Here is a 19,842-nt window from a genome sequence, read left to right as displayed (position 1 = left end):
ATACTCAGGACTGTAAATAAATCCAGGTATAATTACCTGACTCCGTCTTCATTTGTTGGCCCTTCAGGATTAGTGACCTTCTGAAGACCCGGCGTCCTTCGGGCACCACCACCTGCCGCTGCAAACATCCCTTTAACGTCATCAACCAACCCTCCCATGACTCCGGCCATACCCGACCCACCCAGGAACGTGATGACGTAATCGGCCAGCGTAGCCTGCAGGCCAAATACGCGCGTAACGCCGAAAGTAGCGATACGGGCATAAATCAGCAGCCAGCCCACCATTTTAAATACTCCAATGATTGAATCAGCGTTAGCGTTAGCCAACGCGGTCCCAAACAGCAGATTCAGCAGTGTTCCACCCGCCATTACTGCCACTGAGGCAAAGAAAAAACCCAGCACCATTAGCGAGGGACGCAAAATCATATCGATCAGGAAGATATATCCATATGCGCTGCGGCTACCTTTATCTTCCTCGGCACCAAGGTGCGTCGCCGACCACATCGGGCCTGCAGCGCAACCTACCATGACGCTGACAAGCCAGTTAAAAACGCCAACCATCCAGTACAGGAACGGCACTGCTGGTAAAAATACAGCTAGTGAGAACCCCACAGCAAAGAGCAGTAACAACAGAAAATAAAAGGGCGGCGAAAGTTCTGCCAACACATCCTTAGTAGCGGCAGTCACGTTAAATGGGAGTATTCTTCCGACGGTCCCCAGCAACGAATTATCAGCAGCAGAGGCGGCAGCGTAAACGAGTGTGTAAGTCGTTAACGCTCCCTCAGTTGCCAACAATGTGATATCACCGATGGCTTGCATCTTAATCAGTGGATTAACTTGATGTGAGAAATCCGCTTCGGTGCCATATTCTCTGGTAGCAATAAAAGTGGTCAATTGCTGCATCGGCGATTTAAAAATACCTGTGAATACAGCATTTGGATCCGCTGCATTGACCGCTGCACCATCATCTTTTGCCGTCTGCGTGCCAAGTGGTGCCGTATAGGTGCTGTTCTGCACCTGTGCCCTGTAGGCTGTGAACACCTGATGATACAGGTCGCCGGTGCCGGTTTCGCCGCTGAGGCTCGGCCCTGACGTCACCGGTGCCGCGTTGGCCACCTCATTAGTCTTGCTGTTGGCAGTAGCAAAGGTGTTGTACCAGGCGCCCAGCGAAATCCATCCGTATGTTTTAAGCTGTGTCGTCAGCTGACTCTGCAAAGAATCCTTGTAGTTCAGCTGATTCAGCGCATTGTTGACCGTGGTTTCATAGGCGGCGGCCGCGTTCTGAATAGTGGTTTCAGGATCGACAAGCGTACCCGTGTCTTTATCCCTTCGGTTCAGATAGGCCTCAACGTAGGCCTGTGCGGCAGAATCAAGCGTGGACTGCATGGTATCCAGCGCTCCCCGCGATGCCGTGGTAACGCTGGACGTGTTGACCGCCGAGCCGAACAGGCTGTCCATCATGCCGCCTGACGGCTCGGGGATACGGGCCGTGCCGCAGAGCGCACTGCCGTTGCCAGTGGTGTAGTCGCCGTTACCACCCTGCGTCTGCATCAACGCAGTGCGGGCCTGACCGTCCTGATAAAGCGAAGTCAGCTCACTGTTGGTGGCGTATTTACACAGATTCATCTCGAACACCGCGCGCGCCGCCGATCGCGTGGAGGGTGCTGTGGGCTGCACGACAAGCGACATGCCGCTGCTTATCATGTCGGCCGCCTTGTCCGTAAAGAGGTTTGCGCTGCCGATGCCCATGGTGGACGCAGCCCACAGCATCACAAGCTGCGACAGCGACCAGCCTGATGCGGTGGGAATGAGCGTGATAAAGCCCGCAAAACTCATCACAGGATGCAGCATAGTGCGCCCGGCGCTGAACACTTTGCCCTCCTGACCGCCTTTAAACAGCGTTTTCAGCGTGACGGTAAGAAACCAGAACAACGCCACAGCACACAGTACGCCGTTCAGAAGTGCAAAGAGCGAGCCGATGAGCGTGGCCTGCCCGGGCTGAAAAGGCGTAAGGACCACATCACCGAATATCATCACCAGCGCCTGACGGGAAAGGTCACCTGTCTTGCTGGCGGCGTCGCTGATGGTCTGGTAGTCCACGCCGTCGGCAAGCGCCGGGCAGGACGCGGCGCACAGCAGAGCCGCCGCCTGAATTTTTGTCAGTAGCTTCATGGTTTACCTGCGGGTCAGGAGCTGACCGGATAGGAAGGAGTGGGTGCCGCCTGAGCGGCTGTGTCAGGTGTGTGTCAGCGGCACAGCAGAGGGCAGCGTCTCGCAGAGAGGATGAGGCCTGAAAAATCTTTTATACATCAGCCTTCGGGTAAATCAGGCTGAGGATAAAAGCAGCCATACGTTGCATAAGCGCCAGCATGCAGGCGGCATTCGTTAATGCCAGTCCGGAAAGAACTGCCCATCCCATGACCGGTAAGTTTCCTGCATGGACAGCTCCCGTCAGGGGTTGCGCCTGTGACCTGCACAGGCACATAAGAAGCACCAGTCCGCCTACACGGGCGATGGAGTGCAGTATGTTTGTTCTCATGATGTCAGTTCCGTAAGATGCCGGCGGTTACCGGCGAAGGATTGGCCGCCCGGGCAGGGAGGTGCCAGAAGGTTACTTAACGTACTGCCAGACGTGCTTAGGTACGCGGTCAAACAGCTTACCTGCGGCGAATTCTGCCTTACGATGGTCATAAGCCTGCGTCATGGCAAATTCTTCTCCGGGGTCTCCGGAATAACTCAGGTGTTCATACACCTTTTCCAGCGTCTCAATGTTCCGGCAGCGCCGGAACTTCATAAGCCATTCGGTGCGGGTCATCCCTGCTCCTTTTATTAATTACGCATCAGCGGATAATGCCGGATAGTATGTGTTAATCCGGAAAAAATACGATCAATAAGCTGATTCACTTCACGTTTTTGCCAGACGCTGTTTGTACGCTTCGGCAAACAGCCCTGCCTCTTTCGCGGAAAACATCAGCTGACTGCCGTAAGCTTTCACCGCCACCGGCAGAACTATCCCCCTGAGCGGTTTACCGGCACTGGCGGCCTGCCAGAGCGCCAGCGGCGCGATGCCGGCCTGGCGGGCAAACGCGTCTAGTGAGACCAGTGGCTCATCGGCGTCAGGAGCCGGGGGGGCAGTTGAACGCGTCTGCCATTGCTCAGCGAAGGCTATGGCCTCCTCCTGCAGAAACATCACGGCGGCACCGCGTACCTGACGACGTTGTGGAAGGTGAAGACCAGCCAGCATCCCGTCCGTGCGCACCGCCTGCAGCAGGTCGCCCGGACGGATGCGAAGCATGTCAGCGAAGAGATCCAGTCGGATATACATGTCTTACCTCTTTTGATGGTTGTAAGGCAGTCCATCTCGGTTCCGGGCGGCCGGCTTCCCTCTGTTCAGGCTGTAAAGGCAGGGGTCATCCGTTCCAGCTTCCTAACTGCCCTCTTTGAGGTCCGTTTGTCAGTTGCTCATTTCTGTGGTGCATATACGAAGTGAAACCAGCCAGAAACAAAACTGCACACAAAATGATTAACCATTTTTTCATGTGTGAGACTCCGGTGAAATTGGTGGAGAATTTCAAAATTTTGCAATGGTCATCGCCTGCCCACTCAGAACAGCCCGCCGCTCAGCACCTGTCTGCACCAGCGCGTCTCCTGCAGGTAAGCCTGAAAACTCCCGTTCTCTGACGCCGTAACCCGCTTTTCGCTCAACTGCCACAGGCGGAAGCTCGTAGCAAGAGCCTGAACGAAGCCTGTCGCTGACAGCATTATCAGCACGAGCATGACGCAGCCTACACGCAGCCAGCCAGTCCCGCTGATACTGCTGCCTGCAGCAATCAGTGCAAACATAAAGCCAGCCACCGGCAGGCCGGTGAGCCACATCAGCCCCCACCAGATCCAGCGGCTGATACGCAGGTTGCGCGCCAGGCAATCCGGCGTCAGTCCGGTGTCTGCAATTGCCTGCGCCCAGTCTTCGGGACGGTAGTCGCCGTGACCACGGCCTGCAGTGACGTCGCGCAGCCGCTGCCACAGACGTGAGACGTTGCGCCCGGCGTGGCGGGCCACGCTTGAGACCTCCCACGCCGGCAGCACCACGTTCAGGGCTACCCAGCCCGCACGCTTCGCGGTGATGCGGGCGGGTTTTGCGCCGTCCTTCCGGGCGGCTGTGTCGTTATCTTTCACAGGGCGCCCCCTTCCGGGGTCAGGACCGGCTCAACGCGCGAGAACGTCACGTTATGAAGCGACGCCATCGCCTGCAGGCCGCTCGCGAGGAAACAGTACACGGACGTCAGGTCTTCACTTTCCATGCAGCGGATGTCGGGCGTCAGGAAGATGACCTGCCCCGGCCGCTGCCTGATTGTGCTGAGGCTGAGCCCTGCCGCACCCGTGAAAGTTTCCGCCACGTGCGGATGGTGGAAAATTTCCATGCGCTTACGGATGGCGGCCTCCGACTCGCTGGCACCCTCAAGCGTGAGCAGCGCGCGCGCTGCCTGCAGCGAGGCGTGATACGGATACTGGCGGCTCCAGCGGGCAAGGGTGGTCCAGAGATCCCCCGCCCAGAGCTGTCCGGCCAGCGCACCGAGTCCGGCCGGGCAACCGCTGAAATGCCCCGTGTCGTCCGCGAACGCCAGGATGCAGGTCATGAGGCGGCGCGTAAGGTCGCTGTGACTTTCCGCCGGAAAAAGTGCGGCGGCAAGACACTTACTGGCTTCCGCTGCATTGACGCTGCCCATCGCGGCCAGCACGTCCCAGACGTCGCCCTCCTGCGTCTGCCCGGGTGCCAGGCGCCAGGCCTGCCAGAGCTTTTTCCAGACAGGTGCCTGCCAGAACGCCTCCCACAGCTCACCGCAGGGGTCCAGCACCAGCACCGGGCCGTTGCCCGCGTCCAGCAGGGATGAAAGCGCGCCGGTGTCCGGCGCGAAGGTACCGCTTGTCGTCATGTGATACTCCGGAAAGGTTACTGTGCGCTCACGCCGGCGCTCATCTGCGAGGACAGCGCCTGCAACTGCGGGGCGTATTCATTTTTTGCCGCCAGCGCCAGCAACTGGCCACTGATGATATTGGCCTGACGCAGCTCGTTTTTAATGCCCAGCGCCAGCCAGTTGGCCAGACTCTGCTGACGCGCCATTTCACGCGTCAGGTTGTCGCCGTCCATGGCCTGAAGATCGGTGACCCACGCGGTGTTGGCGTAGCGGCGACCGACTTCGAACGCCTCAAATTCGCGCTCGCTCATGGTGCCGGTCTGCTTTGCCTGCGCGGATGCGGTCTGCTGGAAGTAACTTTCCGCCGACGGTGACTGCCGCGCCTCGCTGAGTGCCGCCTGCGTCGCATCCTGCGGCTGGCTCGCCGCCACCATGTCCAGCTGCGGCTGCATGGCCGCGCTCTGCATGGCCTTGTACTGTGTGAGCAGGCCCTGATACTCCTGACCGGTCGCTGTCTGGATTTCGCCCTTACCCGGCGTCCGCCCGGCATCAAGCTTTGCAGAGTTGTTCACGTAAGCCATGGCCGCGTCTGTCTGCGCCTGGGTAAAGGTCAGCTCCGGATCTTTGCCCGCCGGCCCCGCGCCGTCGTAAAGTGATCGCGCTTCGGTGTCGCCGCCCGGAAGCGCAGAGACGGACGGACACAGCCCGGTACCACCGTAGAGTTTTGCCTCCTCCGCCGTGCAGTAGGCTGCGTGGATGAGCGCGCTGCGGTACCCCCCCTGACGGGGCGTCGTGGGTAGGCTCGCCAGCGTTTCGCGCACGGCCGCACTCGATACGCCGCCGCCGCCGGCGAGCTTTGATGCCGTCGCCCGCGTGGCCTGGCTCACCTGTGCGGCCGTACCGGAGGCGGACTCACTGCAGATGCTGTCCGGTACCGTATAGGACGCGCGCGCTTTTTCCAGCCGGTCCGCCTGACGGTTAAAGTTCTCCGCCTCGCGCTGGGTACGTGCGGCCTCTGTAACGGCCGTGGTGACTTTGTCGGCATTCTGCACCACAGCCGTGCCGGTTTCGGTTTCAGCCGAGAGGATTTCGGCCAGTGTGGTCTGCATGGTACCGAGCGCTGGCCTGACGACCGTATCCATCGGCACGCTGGACATTACCTCAACGGGATAGGCATGGACTCCCGGGGAAAGCGCCGCCAGCACGCAGGCGGCAAGCCACCGGCGCCCCGCGGGGCGCCTGAATTGGGTTGACTGCATATCAGTACTCCTGAAGGATCAGAGGTCGTAGCCCTGTTTGTCGATAAGCTCGGTTGCCAGCGCCCGGATGACGCTTTCACCGCCCGTTTCGCCGGCGGTGCGGCGGCGGTGCTCGATGAATTTTTCGGCGCTACCGTTGGGAAAGAAGCGTCCGAGGATTCGGCGTGCTGTGTCAGCGCCGACCTCGCTTTCAATCGTCCGGCGCAGTGACATGTCCACCGGTGTGGTGCTGTGTCCCCACAGCTCCTCCGGGCCAACCGTGTTTTTCATGATGTGGGTGATGGTGCTGCCCCCTTTTATGCGAAAGATGCCGAGGAACGGTACGCCGCTGCCGTCGGCTGAAGGCCCGCTGCCCATCCGGTCAAAGCGGTCCAGCGTCACGTCCGGCACCTTAAAGCGCTCCTTCAGCAGCTCGCGATCCTCCGGGTCTATCCCGACCATGTAAACGTTGTTTGCGGACTGGCGCAGTGCGTCGGGCATATCGCGGAAGTACTGAGAGGACATCACAGTGCGCACACCAAACTTACGTTCCTCACGGTTCTCGGTCTCAAGCATCGGGAAGATGAAGGGCACACCTTTCGCATTGTGCAGTTCGTCGTACTGTTTGGTTTTGACCTCCTCATCCAGCTGCTGCACACGCGCCCGGTGCAGCGCGTGCCAGCGCTTATGCAGTGCAGGAAAAAGCTCTTTCTGATACTGTGGCAGCACGAAGTCACCGCCTGCGATGTGCCCGGCGAAGAGGTACATCATGCCGGTCTGCAGGTAGCCCGCCTTCGACTTGTTACCGGCAACGTGCTGAATATCCACCGTGATGACGCGCGCCTTCGGGCTTATCATGAAGCGCGTACGACCGGCGAACATGCGGTACTGGCCGCAGGCATCGCGCAGGCAGCGGGCTATGTACTCAATTAACGGTTCACTGCTACCGTCTCGCTGGATGTTTCCGTATATGTCTTTGTACTCGGCAAGACGCGGTGCCATATCTGCCAGCTCAGGTACCGCCTGGAACTGTGCCCGCTGTGCAGCCTCCGTGTGGCCCGCATCCTGCAAAAGGTCACGCACCTCATACCAGGTCGCGTCCTCCTGGTATTCCGGATGTTTCTCCCAGATATCGGCGGCCTCGAGCGCTGCGTCAACCTGCGGCACAAGACCCGGTTTGTAGCGCCGCGGCTCTTCGCGGGCGGCCTTAAACGAATCGCTCACCAGTCGGCGCAGGATAGCCGGCGTGTCGCGACCGTTGGGTGGCTCGCCCGTGCCGGGGTCAATACACAGCGCGGTAAGCGCATTTTCCATGAACTCTGACTCGTAGCTCAGCGGCTCGGTCAGGCCCAGCTGGATATCGAACAGGTTGCGACAGTGCTCAGGGTCGTTGCGCAGGATAATGCTCAGCACCTCATCCTGCCGCTCCGGCGGCAGCGCTGCCCGCAGTATCGATACCATACCCACCGAGCTGAATCCCTTGTCGGTTCCCGCATAAAACGGCAGCTGCTTCTGCGCGCTCATCGCCAGACTGATCGGCTGGCGGTTTATCAGCACCGACTTACCGCCACCTGACTCACCCGCCACGATGGTAGTTTTTTTGGTCTGGTTAGCTGCCGCGAGCGCCACCGGCATCAGCTTTCCGTCGGGTGAGATGAACAACGCATTGCCCTCCTCATTCCATGCCGTTGCAGGGCGGCTGAGCGGCATCAGGTTAAGTGCCTCTGACAGTGGTGGATACATCAGGCACGGTCCGCTTGCCGCTGATGAAGCCGTCAGCGTGGCGACCCAGGCTCTTACCGGGTCACCGAATGTCTGGGTTACACCGCAGACGCCCCACGAGCCCAGTGCCTGTTGCAGCAGTGTAAGGTTACGCGTCACCGTCTCCGGTGAATCACCCCAGGTGGCCGCAGTGATGGTCATCACGCACACCGGCTCGTGCATCTCACGCTGAGCAAGCTGCGAGATTGACTGGAAAATCGGCTTCAGCCCCGGCACCCATTCGGTGAAGCTCAGAACTGACTGCTTGCCGCCCAGCCGGCGCATGCCGCCCGGCATCAGGTCCTGACGGATACGGAACGGCACGCTGCGGGGAATAAGTTCGCGCAGTTTAGCGAAGCTCTGCGGATTCTGCGGACCGAGGTTCACGGCCACCGTCCCGTGCCATACGCCATTAATTTTCAGCAGGTTGTTGCGTATCTCGTCGACGTGCGCGCCCATCACCTGAAAGTTCAGCCAGGGTGCCAGCAGCGCGGTGGCGTCCGCTCCCTGACGCACCCCGCGAGGGATAATGTAGTCGTCCGGCAGCAGCGGCTGCCAGACCGTTCCTGTGCCAGGGTCAGTCTGCGCACGCAGTACGCGGCCCGCTTCGTGGGCATCAATAAGGCGCATCAGCACGCCTTTACCGCTGTCACCGAGCGCCCGGTTTACCTGAGAGATGAAGGCGTCATGCCGGATTTTAAGCCCGGCCAGCTCAGTCAGTAGCGGGTTCTGCCCGAACGCTGCGGTGGGACTGGCCTTTATCAGGTCACTGAGGCGCGCGTTTTCGTCGCGCAGTTCGTGCCCGGCCAGCACGCTCCGGCCGGTGTAGCACACAAGCCAGGTGCGCTCCCGGTTAACTAAGGGAGAGAGCTTAGTCACCTGCTCATCCAGCAGGTACTGCAGCTTCAGGCCGGTACGCTTCAGCGACTGATACTGTGGCTCCAGCAGCTGCCGGATTTCGTCCTTTCCGCCCTCAGGTGAGCACTCGTGCACGATGCTGATGCGGTGTCCCATGTAGCGATAGTGCGCGGTCAGCGTCTCGGTCATGCGCTGCAGGCGCCCCTGCCAGGCATCGATGTCCGAGGCCGGCAGTGTTTCGTCCGACTCACGGTAGCTGCCGGCAATCTCAAAAACCGACAGGTAGTCGCCCCTGTGCGTGACCATAATGTACGGGGCGGTCAGATCGGGATGGTGTATCCGGTCGTCTTCAGTCAGACGTACCACAGTTTCCAGGTCGCAATAGTCTGGCAGATCACGCGACACGGCAAAGCGCGTCGCGGCGGTGATAATCTCTTCAGTCCAGCGGATGAGGGGGTTTGGCATACAGGTTGCTCCGGGTATAGGTATTCCAGGCCGGGGTGTGCACAGCGCTTTCAGCGGTGCGCCCTATCGGCAGTAGCAGGGTCAGGTCTGTAAACACGTCAGCGGGCAGGATAAGAACACACCCTTCCAGTCGTTGCTGCAGTTGCCTGCGCCTGAGGGGAGGCAGACGCGCAAAGGCCGCGGCGAACTCCGGGGCACGGGAGGTACCCCACTGGCCCTCCACCTCGCGTGCGTGGCGTGCCATCCAGTTCCAGACCTTCCGTGACGCTTTGCGTACGGATTTGCTGTCGCTGTGCTGCCCGATAAGCGCCCGTCGCTGGAGATTCATGAGGTCGCCCGGTGGCGCATCCGGCAGCCAGGCCAGGTGCCCGTGAGCCGCCGTCGGGCTGTCCAGGTTCAGGGTCAGCCAGCACAGCGTGCAGAGCGGGTTTGCGTCCGGCCCCTGCCAGAGCCGCTGCGCGCGCGTGCCGCAGCAGCGGCAGGGCGGGCCGGGCTCTACAGCAACAGGTCTCGGAGCTGAGTCTTCACCGCTGATGTCCGGAACAAGTTGCAAAGGTCCACTTGTGGAAAGCTGTGCCGGATTAACGGGCATACATTATCCTTACAGGCGTTGCCTGATGAGGTTATCTGTTGATTTATAAGTGTTAAGAGGCGGGGGGAAAGTGGAAAAACAAATAAAACAAAATTGTCGGCAGAAGGAAAAAAATCAAAATGTACATTGAAATTCGTGTTGTCAGTTCATCATGACTCCGGCCATCCCCTAAGATTATCAGCACTGACAACCCACACAGGGTATAAGTGCGCACTGACAGGGATACAGCAAAGATGATCTGCAACAGCGGGATAAAGAACATCAGAATAAGTATCACACTATCGACGATACCCGTATCACGCCATATCGGACCTTTTTGAAACCATGTCGGCGCGTATCCGATGCCAGGGCGCGCACGGAGTGCTGCGCGTTGCATCTTTTTCAGTGCATCAATCATGGACTGAATTTCAGCTTCCTCTGTCGTACCTCGCCCCTTCTCCCTCACCAGCTGAAACTTCTCCTGACGAATATGATACGCAAGCGCTGATACAGCGTCTGGTTCCGGATAACCTGATGGATGATTATCCAGGCGCATTTCAGTGATAACCTTCAGCGCAGCACGGCGTCGCCAGCTCGCTGAAAACACCATTTGCTTAACGTTTTTAAGTATGTGCCACAAGCTACTGCTGATATTTCCAGCGCAGTCAGGGTCTGGCAGGTCATTCATGAGGAATCCCTCAAGCGTTGTATATAACTTCCCGGGCAAATGGCCGTACGGGCACAGTGTTCTGTGCCCTCCCTGCATCTGACTGTCATTTAGCACTGACATCGTCTTTTTTCCACGCCGGCCAGCCCGTTTTCTCCTGAACGCTGCAGGTCGCAGTGGCTGTGGTACCCCCCTCCTCCGTAACGATTTTTGCCCCCTGACTGTACGATTTGCCGTTCTGCCAGCAGACCCCGTTCTGAGCACTCTGACTAAGCAGCGTTGATATCTGTTGCAGTCGACTGTCGATGACCTGCGCAGTGGTATTGAGCTGGTCGAGCTTGTAACAGTCGTCATCGTCATTTACTGGAACGCTGACCAGCCGGTCAGCAAAAGCGCCGGCACTGAGTCCGGTAAATAATGTGATGGCAAGGAACGTGCGACAAAAGCTATTCATCATGGAACTCCGGCAGGATTAGTGAGAGAAGTGAAGGAGCCGTCCCGCAGGACGGCTCAGGGCGTCAACTGACGGTGACTGGATTCAAGTTAAACTGGACCATGCCGCGCTTGATGATTTCTGTAATCCCGAGACACAACAGGCCGACAATAAAGGCAACCCAGATCATCCAGGGCCTGATCTGCGGGTTGTTCTTCATGGCCTTGACAGAGAGAAGTGCACCACCCACTGCAAAGAAGCCGAAAACCTGAATAACGGTGATCCCGCTGGTCTGGAAAACCTTGGCACCTTCTGCGCCGCCTTTGGCCAAATCACCGAGATCACCGTCAGCCATAACAACCGGTGAGATAAGCGCCATACAGGCACACACAGCGCGCAGAGTCAGTCTGCGCAGGGTTTCAGACAGCATGAGCGCGCGCAGATAAACCGCGCAGTAAAGGCGAGTAAGCATAACGTTTTCCTTTTGTGAAAAATGGCCGGATGGCCGTTGAGTCCGTCCGTGTGGACGTAAGGCTGAACGGCCGCGTCAGTGCAGGCCGAGAGTTTTCTGTATGGCGTCAAGCAGGTAGGGGTTACACACAAACATCACGCCGATAATAAATTTGATGGTGCCCTGGTTGACGTCATTGCCCGCCGTCAGCCCGGAGTGCCCGTCTTTTCGGGAGCGGCGCCACAACAGAACACCGGAGAGCACAAACCATACGCCGATCATACGCAGCAGGCTCAGCACGGCGTTGGCCGCTACAGCCCCCTGTCCGAATGTACCCTGATCAACGTAGCTGATGGCGTCAAAGGAGACCTGCCACCCCACCTGACGTGCACCCGCACCGATAAGCTGGTCGAGCCCTACCAGACAGCAGCACAGCAGTATCCAGGCCAGTACGGCCCCGCCACTCGCCGACTGTCCGGGCGCCTTGCGGGCAAGCCAGGACTGCCGGGCAAGGAAGCCGCCGGCGCCGAGCACACCGAACAGCGAGCCCAGCGTAAGCGCAAGGTCAGTAAAGGAACTCTGCAGCCCGGATGCCAGGTTGGCCAGCATCTGAATGCCGTCCTGAGAACCGCCCATGACGCCTCCTTAGCGCAGCACGCCCGCACTGGTTGTGACGCTACGTTCTGACGCGTTGATATCGCGCACCGTCACGCCGCCAAGGCTGTCACCGGGCTGCACCGCCCACGTCCGGCCCTGCCAGCTGACCCACGCCATGCCGTCCTGCAGGCTTTCAAGCCGCATGCCAGCGAGCGGCGAGCGCGCAGTTCTACGACCCGCGCTATGCCCCGGCGCCTCCGCTACGGGCCGAACGGCCAGCACGGTCACCAGGTTACCCAGACGGGCATTCTCCTTTGCCACCCCGTCAAGCTGTTGCTGTAACGCGGCCAGCGCCTTCGTCTGTGCCTTAACCGTTTCCGACAGACGGCTGATGGCTTCACGGTTGGCCGCCTCAAATTCGCGGCTTTCCCGAATTTGTGTGTCCAGGTCTCCGGGTGTGCTGGCGCCGGCACCGTTGGTGCCTGCCGTTACGGGGACACTGAGTCCACCGGTCTGCAGCGGTACAGAGCCAACGGGCGCGGCGGCGGCGGGCTGCTGGGCCGCAACAAGGCCGGCATCCTGCCCGAAAGCCCGCTGGCTCGCGTCCTGCGATGAGGACGACGGCCAGAAAAGGTACCAGGCGACGATGCTCATCCCCACCACAATGGCCAGAAGCCAGGGAAGGGAATACCCAAGAAAAACCGGGCGCGTCAGAAAGCTCTGCTGTTGTGGCGCGGGCGGGGGTGCTGCCGTTGACGCCGGTGCAGTAACCTCTGGCTGCGTATCGAATTCAGTCACGGTTGGGTACCTCTCTGTTCAGCGGCGCGGATGCGCGCCTGGGTTTCCGCACGCAGGTCCGCGGCGGTCGGGGTCGGGTTGCTGCTCAGGGGCGCGGACGCTGTAGTGGATAAGCTGGTTACTGAGGGTACTGTCCCCTCCGGAGGGAGCGCATCCGTGCTGTACACCGGACTCATGAACTGAATGGCCACCACATCGCCATTGTGAACATAGACGGTCCGGTCCGGCACCCGGGCAGCATCGTTCGCCAGCACCTGGCCCGCCCGCTGGGCCATCCCCCCGGCAATAACCCCCGCCACAACTGTGGGGTCAGGCAGTCCGGGACGGGCTGTGACGGTGTTAAAACCGTTGCTCAGCAACTGCGTGTTGGACTGCGCATAAAGCTGCCCCGCCTCACCGGCGCCGCCGAAGATAGAAGGCAGCACGATGCGGCGAATGTAGTGATGGTCAACGTCGCTGGCGATGTTGGCCACGAGGGTTTTGTCATCCAGTGCGTACGCGTCCACTTTGTAGGACTGCCCGTTCAGCGTCATGGTGGTGAAGTGAATGATGACGCCGTCACCGGAGAGCTTCGCTCCCTCAGGTGCCTTGAGTGTCGCACCCGCATACTGGCCCGTCTCAATGCATCCCAGCACCGGTGTGGTGCCGTTGTCTGAATCTACCCCGGTACAGATTTTACCCGGACCGCGCCAGTAAGGTGCGACCACAACAGAAGCCGGCGTTGTGTTCGCCGCGTCCTGACGCCTGCGCGCTGCGGCCTGCTGCACGGCGCTGCCCGGCTGCGAATCGCGCCAGGCCGCCCAGCCACTGTCCTTACCACCCAGCAGCTTCGCTGTAGGCAGGACATCTGTTTTGGGCTCTGCCTGCATCTTCGCGAGCAGCGCATTCAGCGACTTTGTTCGCACCTCAGCCAGCGCCTTCTCCTGCTCCTGCGTGCGCCCGCTGCTCTGCGGACGCGACGGCGGTGCGGACGCAGCCACCGGTACAACCGCTGGCGTCACTTTTGGTGTAATCACGTCCTGCTGCAGCGGGATGCTGGCGATAAAGCTCCTGTTCTGAGCGGCGGCAGCCTCCGCACCCTGCGCATTGCTCTCGCGGAGCCTCGCGCGATATTCCGGCTCCTCCTGCGTGGTGATTTGTGTGGTCGAGCTCACCCGGGTCAGGTTTACGCTGGAGACTGCTGCCGGCGGACTGGCGTAGTAACTCCACAGCCAGTAGCCGCCACCCGCGATAATGATGATGCCGCCCACTATCAGACTCATCATTAAGCGGATGTTACTGACGCCGGTATTCTGTTGATCGCTCATGATTACTCCAGGGCAATGCTGAGGGCTTCGGTACGCCCGTCAACGGAGAAGGCCACGCGCGGCGTAAGCGGCAGCTTCCACAGGTGCGTGCCGTCGGCCGAAGAAAGCGTGGTGTCGAATTCGTCGCGGATTTCCGCGCGCGAGCGAATATAAAGGTCATCACCCTGCTGCCACACCGCCGTATCAGGCACGCTGCCGGTGGTTTTAAGGCGCTTTGCCCCCGACGGTGGGACGCCGTCAAGAAACGCCTGCAGTACGTCGTCGTGAAGGCCGATGCGTGAGGGGGGCGGTGCGTCCGGGGCCGCACCCGGACCACGGCGGGGAATGCGCAGGTCAAGGCGTGCGTCCACCGTCCAGGTCTTTTTCGCGGTGTCGGCCTCGCCGCTCATTACGCTTATCTGCAGCGGCACCGGCAGGCCCTCCAGCCCCACGGTCACCAGCGTGTTCACAAAGTCGCGCTTTGCGGTGATGACCATGAATGACATGCCGGGGATCCACTGCACTTCGATGTCAGGGGAACCCGGCACCGGCTCACCGAGGATTTTCCAGGGCGCGCCGGTACTGTCGATAAAACTCACCGTAGCGGGCCAGTTCACCGCGGTGCGCACCAGCGGCAGGCTCGCGCCCGGCTGCAGGCTCACGGTCTGTGCACTGATGCGCGGCACGGCTGTGATGCCCGGCGTGGCCAGCGCCCGGTTCTGCTCAGTCTGCTGCGCCCGCAGGCGGCGGATTTCATCCGGCGTCAGCGGAGAGATGGTCGCCTCCGCCTGATCGTATGAGACCGACGTAGGCGGCGGGAGTGACTGTCCGGGCTGGGGTCCTGCGGCGGCCGTACTGCCCGCCGCCTGCGAGGATGTGCTCTGTCCACCGCCCGCGGCGGCGGTGGAGTGCCATCCACCGCTTGTGGCCGCCGCCGGGGCCGTACCCGCTGACGGGGCGGCGCCCGCACTGCCGCACAGCGCCAGCCACAGGGCAAGCGTGCGAAAGTTGCTCATAGCCTTTCCTTATCCTGCGTTGTTGGTGATGGTCTGCGTGACCTCAAGGCCGCGCGGTTTAAGCCGCGTGTCCGTCTGCTGGATGCGCAGCGTGAAAATGTAGCGAAGCGGCGGGGTACTGCTGTTCTGACCCTGGAGGCGTATCGTCACGGGGTACTGGAATTCCCACGTATAGCGTCCGCCGATGACGCCCCGGCGGGTAATGACGCCCGGCTCCACGGTATTGGTCAGGTTCATCCGCTTGTCCTTGATGAGCGACAGGATGTTAGAGCCGGTGACCAGCGCCTTGTTGTAACCGGCAAATCCTTCCTCGGAAAAGTCTTTGGACGCCGCCGTTATCTGGTCGCGGTAGTGCACGAAGTCGAGGGTGAAGGCCTGGCTGATGGTGTCCGCGCCGAACTGACGCACGTCGCTTTCGCTCCAGACCGGCTTGTTCGTCGCATAAACGGGCGTGATGCGCCCGCCCTCCGTGGCGAAGTAATCCTGCGGCTTGGTTACGTAGAGGTAAATGAGCACGCAACAGGCAATGCTTAAAATCACGTTGACTAAAAGGCTCCAGCCCAGCTTCTTCAGGCAGCTGCGCGCGAACTCCGCACCCAGCGACCGCGCGTGCTGCGCCTGCACCGCATGTTCATACGCTGCCGGATCGGAGATAGCGCCTGCTGTGGACGCCGCAGGTACGGCCGTTTCAGGGTTTTGCATGGGTTCTCCTTACATTCCCCAGGACTGCCACGGGTCAATGTTGGTCGGCAGGTTGCTGTTGATTTTGTCGCTGAGCGCCCCGCAGACCTTCTCTGACGCCTTGTTCATGATGTCCTGCAGGCTCGGGAGGTTCGGCAGGCTGATGGAAATGTTGCGGATGCCGGACAGGCAGCTCTGCAGCTGATCTGAGGTCTGGCTTTCACGGGCAGCCCACGCATCGTTCGCTTTTTTAGCAGCGTTGTAGCCCGCTTCGCTGCCGGTCTGAGCAGCGCTGCCGGCCCGGCAGGTGGCCGCGCTGGCCGTAAACGTGGTGCACAAAAAGACCGCCACAAGGGCGGTCGAAATATACTTTTTCATGTGAAGTCTCCGGAGGGTTCGATTACTGCGCCGGCCGCGGCGGCGTGACCGGTGCTGCCTGTGGTGCTGCTGCCGGCTGCTCCTTTACCCAGCCGGATTCCGCTTTATAGCGCTCGTCATACCCAAGGCGGGCGTGCAGCGCGGCGGGTACGTCTGCAGGCGCGTCGAGCTTAGCAATACGTTGCTGCGTATCGCCGGTGAGTCGCACCACCACGTGCTCACGCGGAACCGGCTGACCGCCAGAGCGGTTTATGCCGTTGCCGCTTCCGATGGGCTGCGCGCCCTCCGGCGTCAGCAGGTTCACTACCATCGGCGGCGCTTCCGCATTCCCCGGCAGGCTGACCAGCACATGCTGATAAACCCCGTTCTGGCGCACTACACCCTGCAGATAGTCACCGTCGCCCTGCACCAGCAGCAGGTCTGGCCTGCCGTCTTTACCCCACTCTGACATTACCGGCGTGCCAGCGCGTTCGTTGTGAGGCGGGCGCGGTGCCGAAAGCGCGTCACCGGGCTGAGCGCTGCCCTGTCCGTCCGGCTTCACCCAGTAGAGTCCGTCGGCGGGTCTGGGTGGCTCATCAATGTAAAGCCCCAGACGACTTACCAGTGTTTGCTGAATCTGGGTATAGCGGTTCACGTCCACGGCCGCGAGCGGCACCATTTCAGCGGTTCCGGTTTGTACACGGGTCCCGCCCAGTGGTACCAGCGACCACTGGTTTCGGTGCGTCTGCACATGCTCATAGTGCGTGACCACGCCCTCATCATTTTTTTTCGGTACCTTAACGGTCACCGGCTGCTCACCCTGCCACTGCAGTGTCACCATGCGGCCAGGCTCCAGGTTCGTCTGACGCAGCAGACCGGCCAGTTCCTTGCCCCAGAACGTATGCGGCCCTTCTTTAGTCTGCAGGGTGATGAAAGTACTTTCGCTCTGGCCGGTTTCAAACCGGAACGGCGCCTGACCGCAGGCGGTGACCTTACCGGTGACCGGCTCCCGGGCTTTTTCAGCCGGCGTATGGACCGCAGGAGAAATCTTCGGTACAGCGGGCTCGGGTGCCGCTGCAGAATTCTGTGGCTGTTGCTGTAGTTGCTGTAGTTGCTGTGGTTGTTGTGGTTGTTGTGGTTTTTGTTGCTGTGACGCTGTCACGTGCTGTGTGTTTTGCACGGGCTGCGTTGCCGGTGCTGTCGTCGCTGACGACGTGACGGGAGGTGCCTCAGTCGCACGCGGTGCGCCCGGTTCACCGCGTACCGCATCAGCAGGCGTGGCCGGTGTCACCGGCTGGCCCGCGGCGCGCCGTGCAGTATCCAGGTCTGCCTGCTGCATAGCGTCCTTCATGCTCACGTTCAGCTTATTCGCCACGATGACGCCGATTGCAAAAGCTTTAAACGCGTCGCTGCCGGTGAGCTCTATGCGGCCATGATAGTGATTGGCTGCAGTCAGCAGCGCCGCGAGCACCTTCTCTTCATGGTTGCTGGCACCATCAGCCATGACCAGACGGGTCCCCCGGTCAATAAACGCGGGTTCACCGTCCAGCCTGTACAGCACGCTTTTATCGTTCGGCTGCTTTTCATGCGTGATACGGCTCAGAAGCTTATCGGCATCGATGGGGGACGCGGTTGCTCCGGAAGATGCCGGCGCATCTTCGTCCTGAGGCGCCACGCGCGGCGCCCCGACCAGAATGGCGTTCTCTTCACCAAAAGCACTCTCTGCCGCCAAACGCGTGTTCTCAGCGCGCTTCTCAGCCTCAGAGCCCGGCTCCGGTTCTGACGGTTCGCCTTCACCGGATGGCTGAGCCGCCTTTTCATTTGCGGCATTTACCGTCAGCGTGTCACTCAGGGGATTTTGGTCATAATCCACCCATTCCGGCCGGGACTCCTGAGGCTGATTATTCTGTGCCGCTTCCTGTTCCTTTCCGGCCCGGAGCAGGTTAAGCGTTTCAGTCATGCCCAGATTCATCTCAGCCGCCACTCTGGCCAGACTCAGGCCCTGTCCGGAAAAGGCCATTGCGCGAGCAATATCTTCCGGATTCAGGGTCGCGCGGGTTGTATTTACTGCCGGTCCTGTCGTCGCAGCCGCTTCGGGTTCAGGCCCGGCATCGTAAAAGCCCGACTCGCTGATAACCGCAGCCGGAAGATCATCGCTGGTGATGACAGGTGCGGTTACCCCTGAACTTATATCAGCGTTGTCTTGCGTGACCACTGAGGCTTCTGAGCCTGTCTTGTCAGCCGCTTCAGGCTGCTGCGCCTTCAGAATGCGGTATACGCTGGTCTGCGAAACCTTGAATTTCTCCGCAATCTCCGCAGGCTTAAGACCGGCTTCGCGTGCTTTGAGAATCTCGCCGGCATGCTCTTTTGCAGAACCCGGACGTCCGGCCGTTTTCGGACTTACAGGCTCGGCTCCCTGAAGGGGATTATCGTCCACTGGAGTCAGTGTCGATGCAGGTCCACTGGCAGGATTTAAAACTGGCTCAATCGCCGCAGCTGTTGTGGCCACTGTTTCTGGAGCGGGTGAATTCTCCGGCGCTGGTTTAGCGTCGTCAGGTGTACTCATGGTTTTCTCCGGTAGACTTAGCCGCTCAAGGGCCTGTGAAATCTGGGGCATTAGCGTGGCGCGCAGACTTTCCATACCACGTGAAAGGTGTATGTCGTTGAAGTCTGTATATCCGGCTCTGCGTTCTGCATCGGTGAGGTCGGGAAGTATGAACTCCCCGCCAGTATTGATGGCCGACTGTCTGGCCATCACTAAACCGGTGTTAACAGGTTTAGCGTGGTCATTATCTGCCATGAAAATATGCGGGCTTGTGGGATACCGTTCACTCAGCACCCTTGCAACATTGAGCATGTTGCCGGCGTCGACAGTCATGACCACTGGATGACCGGTTAACATGTTTAGGCTTTTTGCAGTCGCGTACCCTTCGGCGTAGAGCACCGGTTCACCGTCTGTAAGACGCCCTCCCACCACGAAGAAATTGCCCACCTTGGGGGCTTTCTCATACAGCGTTTTTTCGCCATCCGGAGGGATATACTGCAACGTGCGAAAATTACCGTTTACGTCGTATAAAGGAATAACCAGAGCACCATTATTGGTCTGCCTGAAATCAGGCTCGGCGGCGACACCCTTTCGAATCAGGTAGGGGTGATTTGGGTCGGCTGCTGGCAATTTGCTGTATAGCCATTTTGCTTTAGCCGTCTGCCGGGCTTGTGTTTCGGCCAACTTCCTGGCTGAATCATCTTTTGATTGCCTCGCCAGTGCCTTCATGTGCAGGCGTGCAACAGGATCTGCCTCTCCCCCGTTTCCGCTTGCTTTCCACTTTGTAATGTCCTTATGAGTGGGAGCGGTCCAGTAATTGATAAACCACCCTCCGGGTTTTCTGCCGTTGAGAAACCCCCGGTAAACACCGTCACCATTGCCTGCAGGACCATCAGTAACAGATACGCGATGAATTTCACCGTCCATAACCGGCAAACCTTCAATAATCAGGCCTGCGTTGGTAAGCGCATCCAAAAACTCCTCGTGAGGATCGCCCCCGCTGCTGCGTATCGTCGGATCCGGGAGCCAGTCTTTAATACGTTTTACATCAGTACCAGGCCGGGCATACCAGAGCTCGTCCTCTTTACTCCATTGAATGGCATTACGTCCGTCGTCTAGCTTACCGCCCTGCTCTTTTGCTTCTTCCCGCTTGTCATGTGGGATGGCCAGCCAGATACGTTTTTCTGGAATCGTGTCACTCAT

Annotated in this window: 19 protein-coding genes; all 19 read right to left on the bottom strand. The window is 59.9% G+C overall.

Annotated elements, in window-relative coordinates; translation table 11 throughout:
• Window positions 1–32: 32 nt before the first annotated feature.
• Window positions 33–2,171 carry a DotA/TraY family protein gene (locus tag GC090_RS22850; protein WP_324022338.1) on the bottom strand — a complete coding sequence of 713 codons (2,139 nt, stop codon included), beginning with the start codon at window positions 2,169–2,171 and terminating at the stop codon, window positions 33–35.
• 130 nt (window positions 2,172–2,301) lie between these two features.
• On the bottom strand, window positions 2,302–2,538 hold the full coding sequence (locus GC090_RS22845; RefSeq protein ID WP_324022336.1) for a hypothetical protein: 237 nt from the start codon (window positions 2,536–2,538) through the stop codon (window positions 2,302–2,304).
• A 72-nt stretch (window positions 2,539–2,610) separates the two neighbouring features.
• Window positions 2,611–2,814 carry an Hha/YmoA family nucleoid-associated regulatory protein gene (locus GC090_RS22840; protein ID WP_029571127.1) on the bottom strand — a complete coding sequence of 68 codons (204 nt, stop codon included), beginning with the start codon at window positions 2,812–2,814 and terminating at the stop codon, window positions 2,611–2,613.
• Between the two features lie 90 nt (window positions 2,815–2,904).
• A complete protein-coding gene (locus GC090_RS22835; RefSeq protein ID WP_324022334.1) occupies window positions 2,905–3,324 on the bottom strand; it encodes a hypothetical protein in 420 nt (139 codons plus the stop codon).
• Between the two features lie 278 nt (window positions 3,325–3,602).
• A complete protein-coding gene (traX, locus tag GC090_RS22830; protein WP_324022332.1) occupies window positions 3,603–4,175 on the bottom strand; it encodes a conjugal transfer protein TraX in 573 nt (190 codons plus the stop codon).
• Window positions 4,172–4,933 carry a type IV secretory system conjugative DNA transfer family protein gene (locus tag GC090_RS22825; RefSeq protein ID WP_324022330.1) on the bottom strand — a complete coding sequence of 254 codons (762 nt, stop codon included), beginning with the start codon at window positions 4,931–4,933 and terminating at the stop codon, window positions 4,172–4,174. The genes traX and GC090_RS22825 overlap by 4 nt, the downstream gene beginning before the upstream one ends.
• 17 nt (window positions 4,934–4,950) lie before the next feature.
• A complete protein-coding gene (gene traW, locus GC090_RS22820; protein ID WP_324022328.1) occupies window positions 4,951–6,174 on the bottom strand; it encodes a conjugal transfer protein TraW in 1,224 nt (407 codons plus the stop codon).
• A gap of 18 nt (window positions 6,175–6,192) precedes the next feature.
• Window positions 6,193–9,237, bottom strand: a complete 3,045-nt coding sequence (locus tag GC090_RS22815) for a putative type IV secretion/conjugal transfer ATPase (RefSeq protein ID WP_324022326.1) — start codon at window positions 9,235–9,237, stop codon at window positions 6,193–6,195.
• A complete protein-coding gene (locus GC090_RS22810) occupies window positions 9,209–9,829 on the bottom strand; it encodes a conjugal transfer protein (RefSeq protein WP_324022324.1) in 621 nt (206 codons plus the stop codon). Before GC090_RS22810 ends, GC090_RS22815 begins: the two co-directional genes overlap by 29 nt.
• Before the next feature lie 52 nt (window positions 9,830–9,881).
• On the bottom strand, window positions 9,882–10,496 hold the full coding sequence (locus tag GC090_RS22805; protein ID WP_324022322.1) for a hypothetical protein: 615 nt from the start codon (window positions 10,494–10,496) through the stop codon (window positions 9,882–9,884).
• An 85-nt stretch (window positions 10,497–10,581) separates the two neighbouring features.
• Window positions 10,582–10,932, bottom strand: a complete 351-nt coding sequence (locus tag GC090_RS22800) for a hypothetical protein (protein ID WP_324022320.1) — start codon at window positions 10,930–10,932, stop codon at window positions 10,582–10,584.
• Window positions 10,933–10,993: 61 nt separating this feature from the next.
• Complete coding sequence (locus GC090_RS22795; protein ID WP_324022319.1) at window positions 10,994–11,380, bottom strand: DUF6750 family protein; 387 nt, start codon at window positions 11,378–11,380, stop codon at window positions 10,994–10,996.
• A gap of 75 nt (window positions 11,381–11,455) precedes the next feature.
• Window positions 11,456–11,995, bottom strand: coding sequence for a conjugal transfer protein TraQ (gene traQ, locus GC090_RS22790; RefSeq protein WP_324022317.1), 540 nt, complete (start codon window positions 11,993–11,995; stop codon window positions 11,456–11,458).
• Between the two features lie 9 nt (window positions 11,996–12,004).
• Window positions 12,005–12,754, bottom strand: a complete 750-nt coding sequence (gene traP / locus GC090_RS22785; RefSeq protein ID WP_324022315.1) for a conjugal transfer protein TraP — start codon at window positions 12,752–12,754, stop codon at window positions 12,005–12,007.
• The gene (gene traO / locus GC090_RS22780) at window positions 12,751–14,061 is read right to left on the bottom strand and encodes a conjugal transfer protein TraO (protein WP_324022313.1); all 1,311 of its coding nucleotides are present in this window, start codon (window positions 14,059–14,061) and stop codon (window positions 12,751–12,753) included. The genes traP and traO overlap by 4 nt, the downstream gene beginning before the upstream one ends.
• 2 nt (window positions 14,062–14,063) lie before the next feature.
• Window positions 14,064–15,056, bottom strand: coding sequence for a DotH/IcmK family type IV secretion protein (locus GC090_RS22775; RefSeq protein WP_324022311.1), 993 nt, complete (start codon window positions 15,054–15,056; stop codon window positions 14,064–14,066).
• A 9-nt stretch (window positions 15,057–15,065) separates the two neighbouring features.
• Window positions 15,066–15,758, bottom strand: a complete 693-nt coding sequence (locus tag GC090_RS22770) for a DotI/IcmL/TraM family protein (RefSeq protein ID WP_324022309.1) — start codon at window positions 15,756–15,758, stop codon at window positions 15,066–15,068.
• A 9-nt stretch (window positions 15,759–15,767) separates the two neighbouring features.
• Complete coding sequence (locus GC090_RS22765; protein WP_029571112.1) at window positions 15,768–16,115, bottom strand: hypothetical protein; 348 nt, start codon at window positions 16,113–16,115, stop codon at window positions 15,768–15,770.
• Between the two features lie 22 nt (window positions 16,116–16,137).
• Complete coding sequence (locus GC090_RS22760; protein WP_324022307.1) at window positions 16,138–19,842, bottom strand: LPD7 domain-containing protein; 3,705 nt, start codon at window positions 19,840–19,842, stop codon at window positions 16,138–16,140.

It is taken from the genome of Pantoea sp. JZ29 (assembly GCF_035190385.1).
In the GTDB taxonomy this organism is placed as follows: domain Bacteria; phylum Pseudomonadota; class Gammaproteobacteria; order Enterobacterales; family Enterobacteriaceae; genus Pantoea; species Pantoea stewartii.
The sequence above is the reverse complement of the archived record's forward strand: the minus strand, read 5'-3'. Positions and strand labels throughout refer to the sequence as shown.

Excerpts from the sequence above, each read along its gene's own strand:
- GC090_RS22850 (WP_324022338.1), bottom strand. The coding sequence starts at position 2,171 with ATGAAGCTACTGACAAAAATTCAGGCGGCGGCTCTGCTGTGCGCCGCG.
- GC090_RS22845 (WP_324022336.1), bottom strand. The coding sequence starts at position 2,538 with ATGAGAACAAACATACTGCACTCCATCGCCCGTGTAGGCGGACTGGTG.
- GC090_RS22840 (WP_029571127.1), bottom strand. The coding sequence starts at position 2,814 with ATGACCCGCACCGAATGGCTTATGAAGTTCCGGCGCTGCCGGAACATT.
- GC090_RS22835 (WP_324022334.1), bottom strand. The coding sequence starts at position 3,324 with ATGTATATCCGACTGGATCTCTTCGCTGACATGCTTCGCATCCGTCCG.
- GC090_RS22825 (WP_324022330.1), bottom strand. The coding sequence starts at position 4,933 with ATGACGACAAGCGGTACCTTCGCGCCGGACACCGGCGCGCTTTCATCC.
- traW (WP_324022328.1), bottom strand. The coding sequence starts at position 6,174 with ATGCAGTCAACCCAATTCAGGCGCCCCGCGGGGCGCCGGTGGCTTGCC.
- GC090_RS22815 (WP_324022326.1), bottom strand. The coding sequence starts at position 9,237 with ATGCCAAACCCCCTCATCCGCTGGACTGAAGAGATTATCACCGCCGCG.
- GC090_RS22810 (WP_324022324.1), bottom strand. The coding sequence starts at position 9,829 with ATGCCCGTTAATCCGGCACAGCTTTCCACAAGTGGACCTTTGCAACTT.
- GC090_RS22805 (WP_324022322.1), bottom strand. The coding sequence starts at position 10,496 with ATGAATGACCTGCCAGACCCTGACTGCGCTGGAAATATCAGCAGTAGC.
- GC090_RS22800 (WP_324022320.1), bottom strand. The coding sequence starts at position 10,932 with ATGATGAATAGCTTTTGTCGCACGTTCCTTGCCATCACATTATTTACC.
- GC090_RS22795 (WP_324022319.1), bottom strand. The coding sequence starts at position 11,380 with ATGCTTACTCGCCTTTACTGCGCGGTTTATCTGCGCGCGCTCATGCTG.
- traQ (WP_324022317.1), bottom strand. The coding sequence starts at position 11,995 with ATGGGCGGTTCTCAGGACGGCATTCAGATGCTGGCCAACCTGGCATCC.
- traO (WP_324022313.1), bottom strand. The coding sequence starts at position 14,061 with ATGAGCGATCAACAGAATACCGGCGTCAGTAACATCCGCTTAATGATG.
- GC090_RS22775 (WP_324022311.1), bottom strand. The coding sequence starts at position 15,056 with ATGAGCAACTTTCGCACGCTTGCCCTGTGGCTGGCGCTGTGCGGCAGT.
- GC090_RS22770 (WP_324022309.1), bottom strand. The coding sequence starts at position 15,758 with ATGCAAAACCCTGAAACGGCCGTACCTGCGGCGTCCACAGCAGGCGCT.
- GC090_RS22765 (WP_029571112.1), bottom strand. The coding sequence starts at position 16,115 with ATGAAAAAGTATATTTCGACCGCCCTTGTGGCGGTCTTTTTGTGCACC.
- GC090_RS22760 (WP_324022307.1), bottom strand. The coding sequence starts at position 19,842 with ATGAGTGACACGATTCCAGAAAAACGTATCTGGCTGGCCATCCCACAT.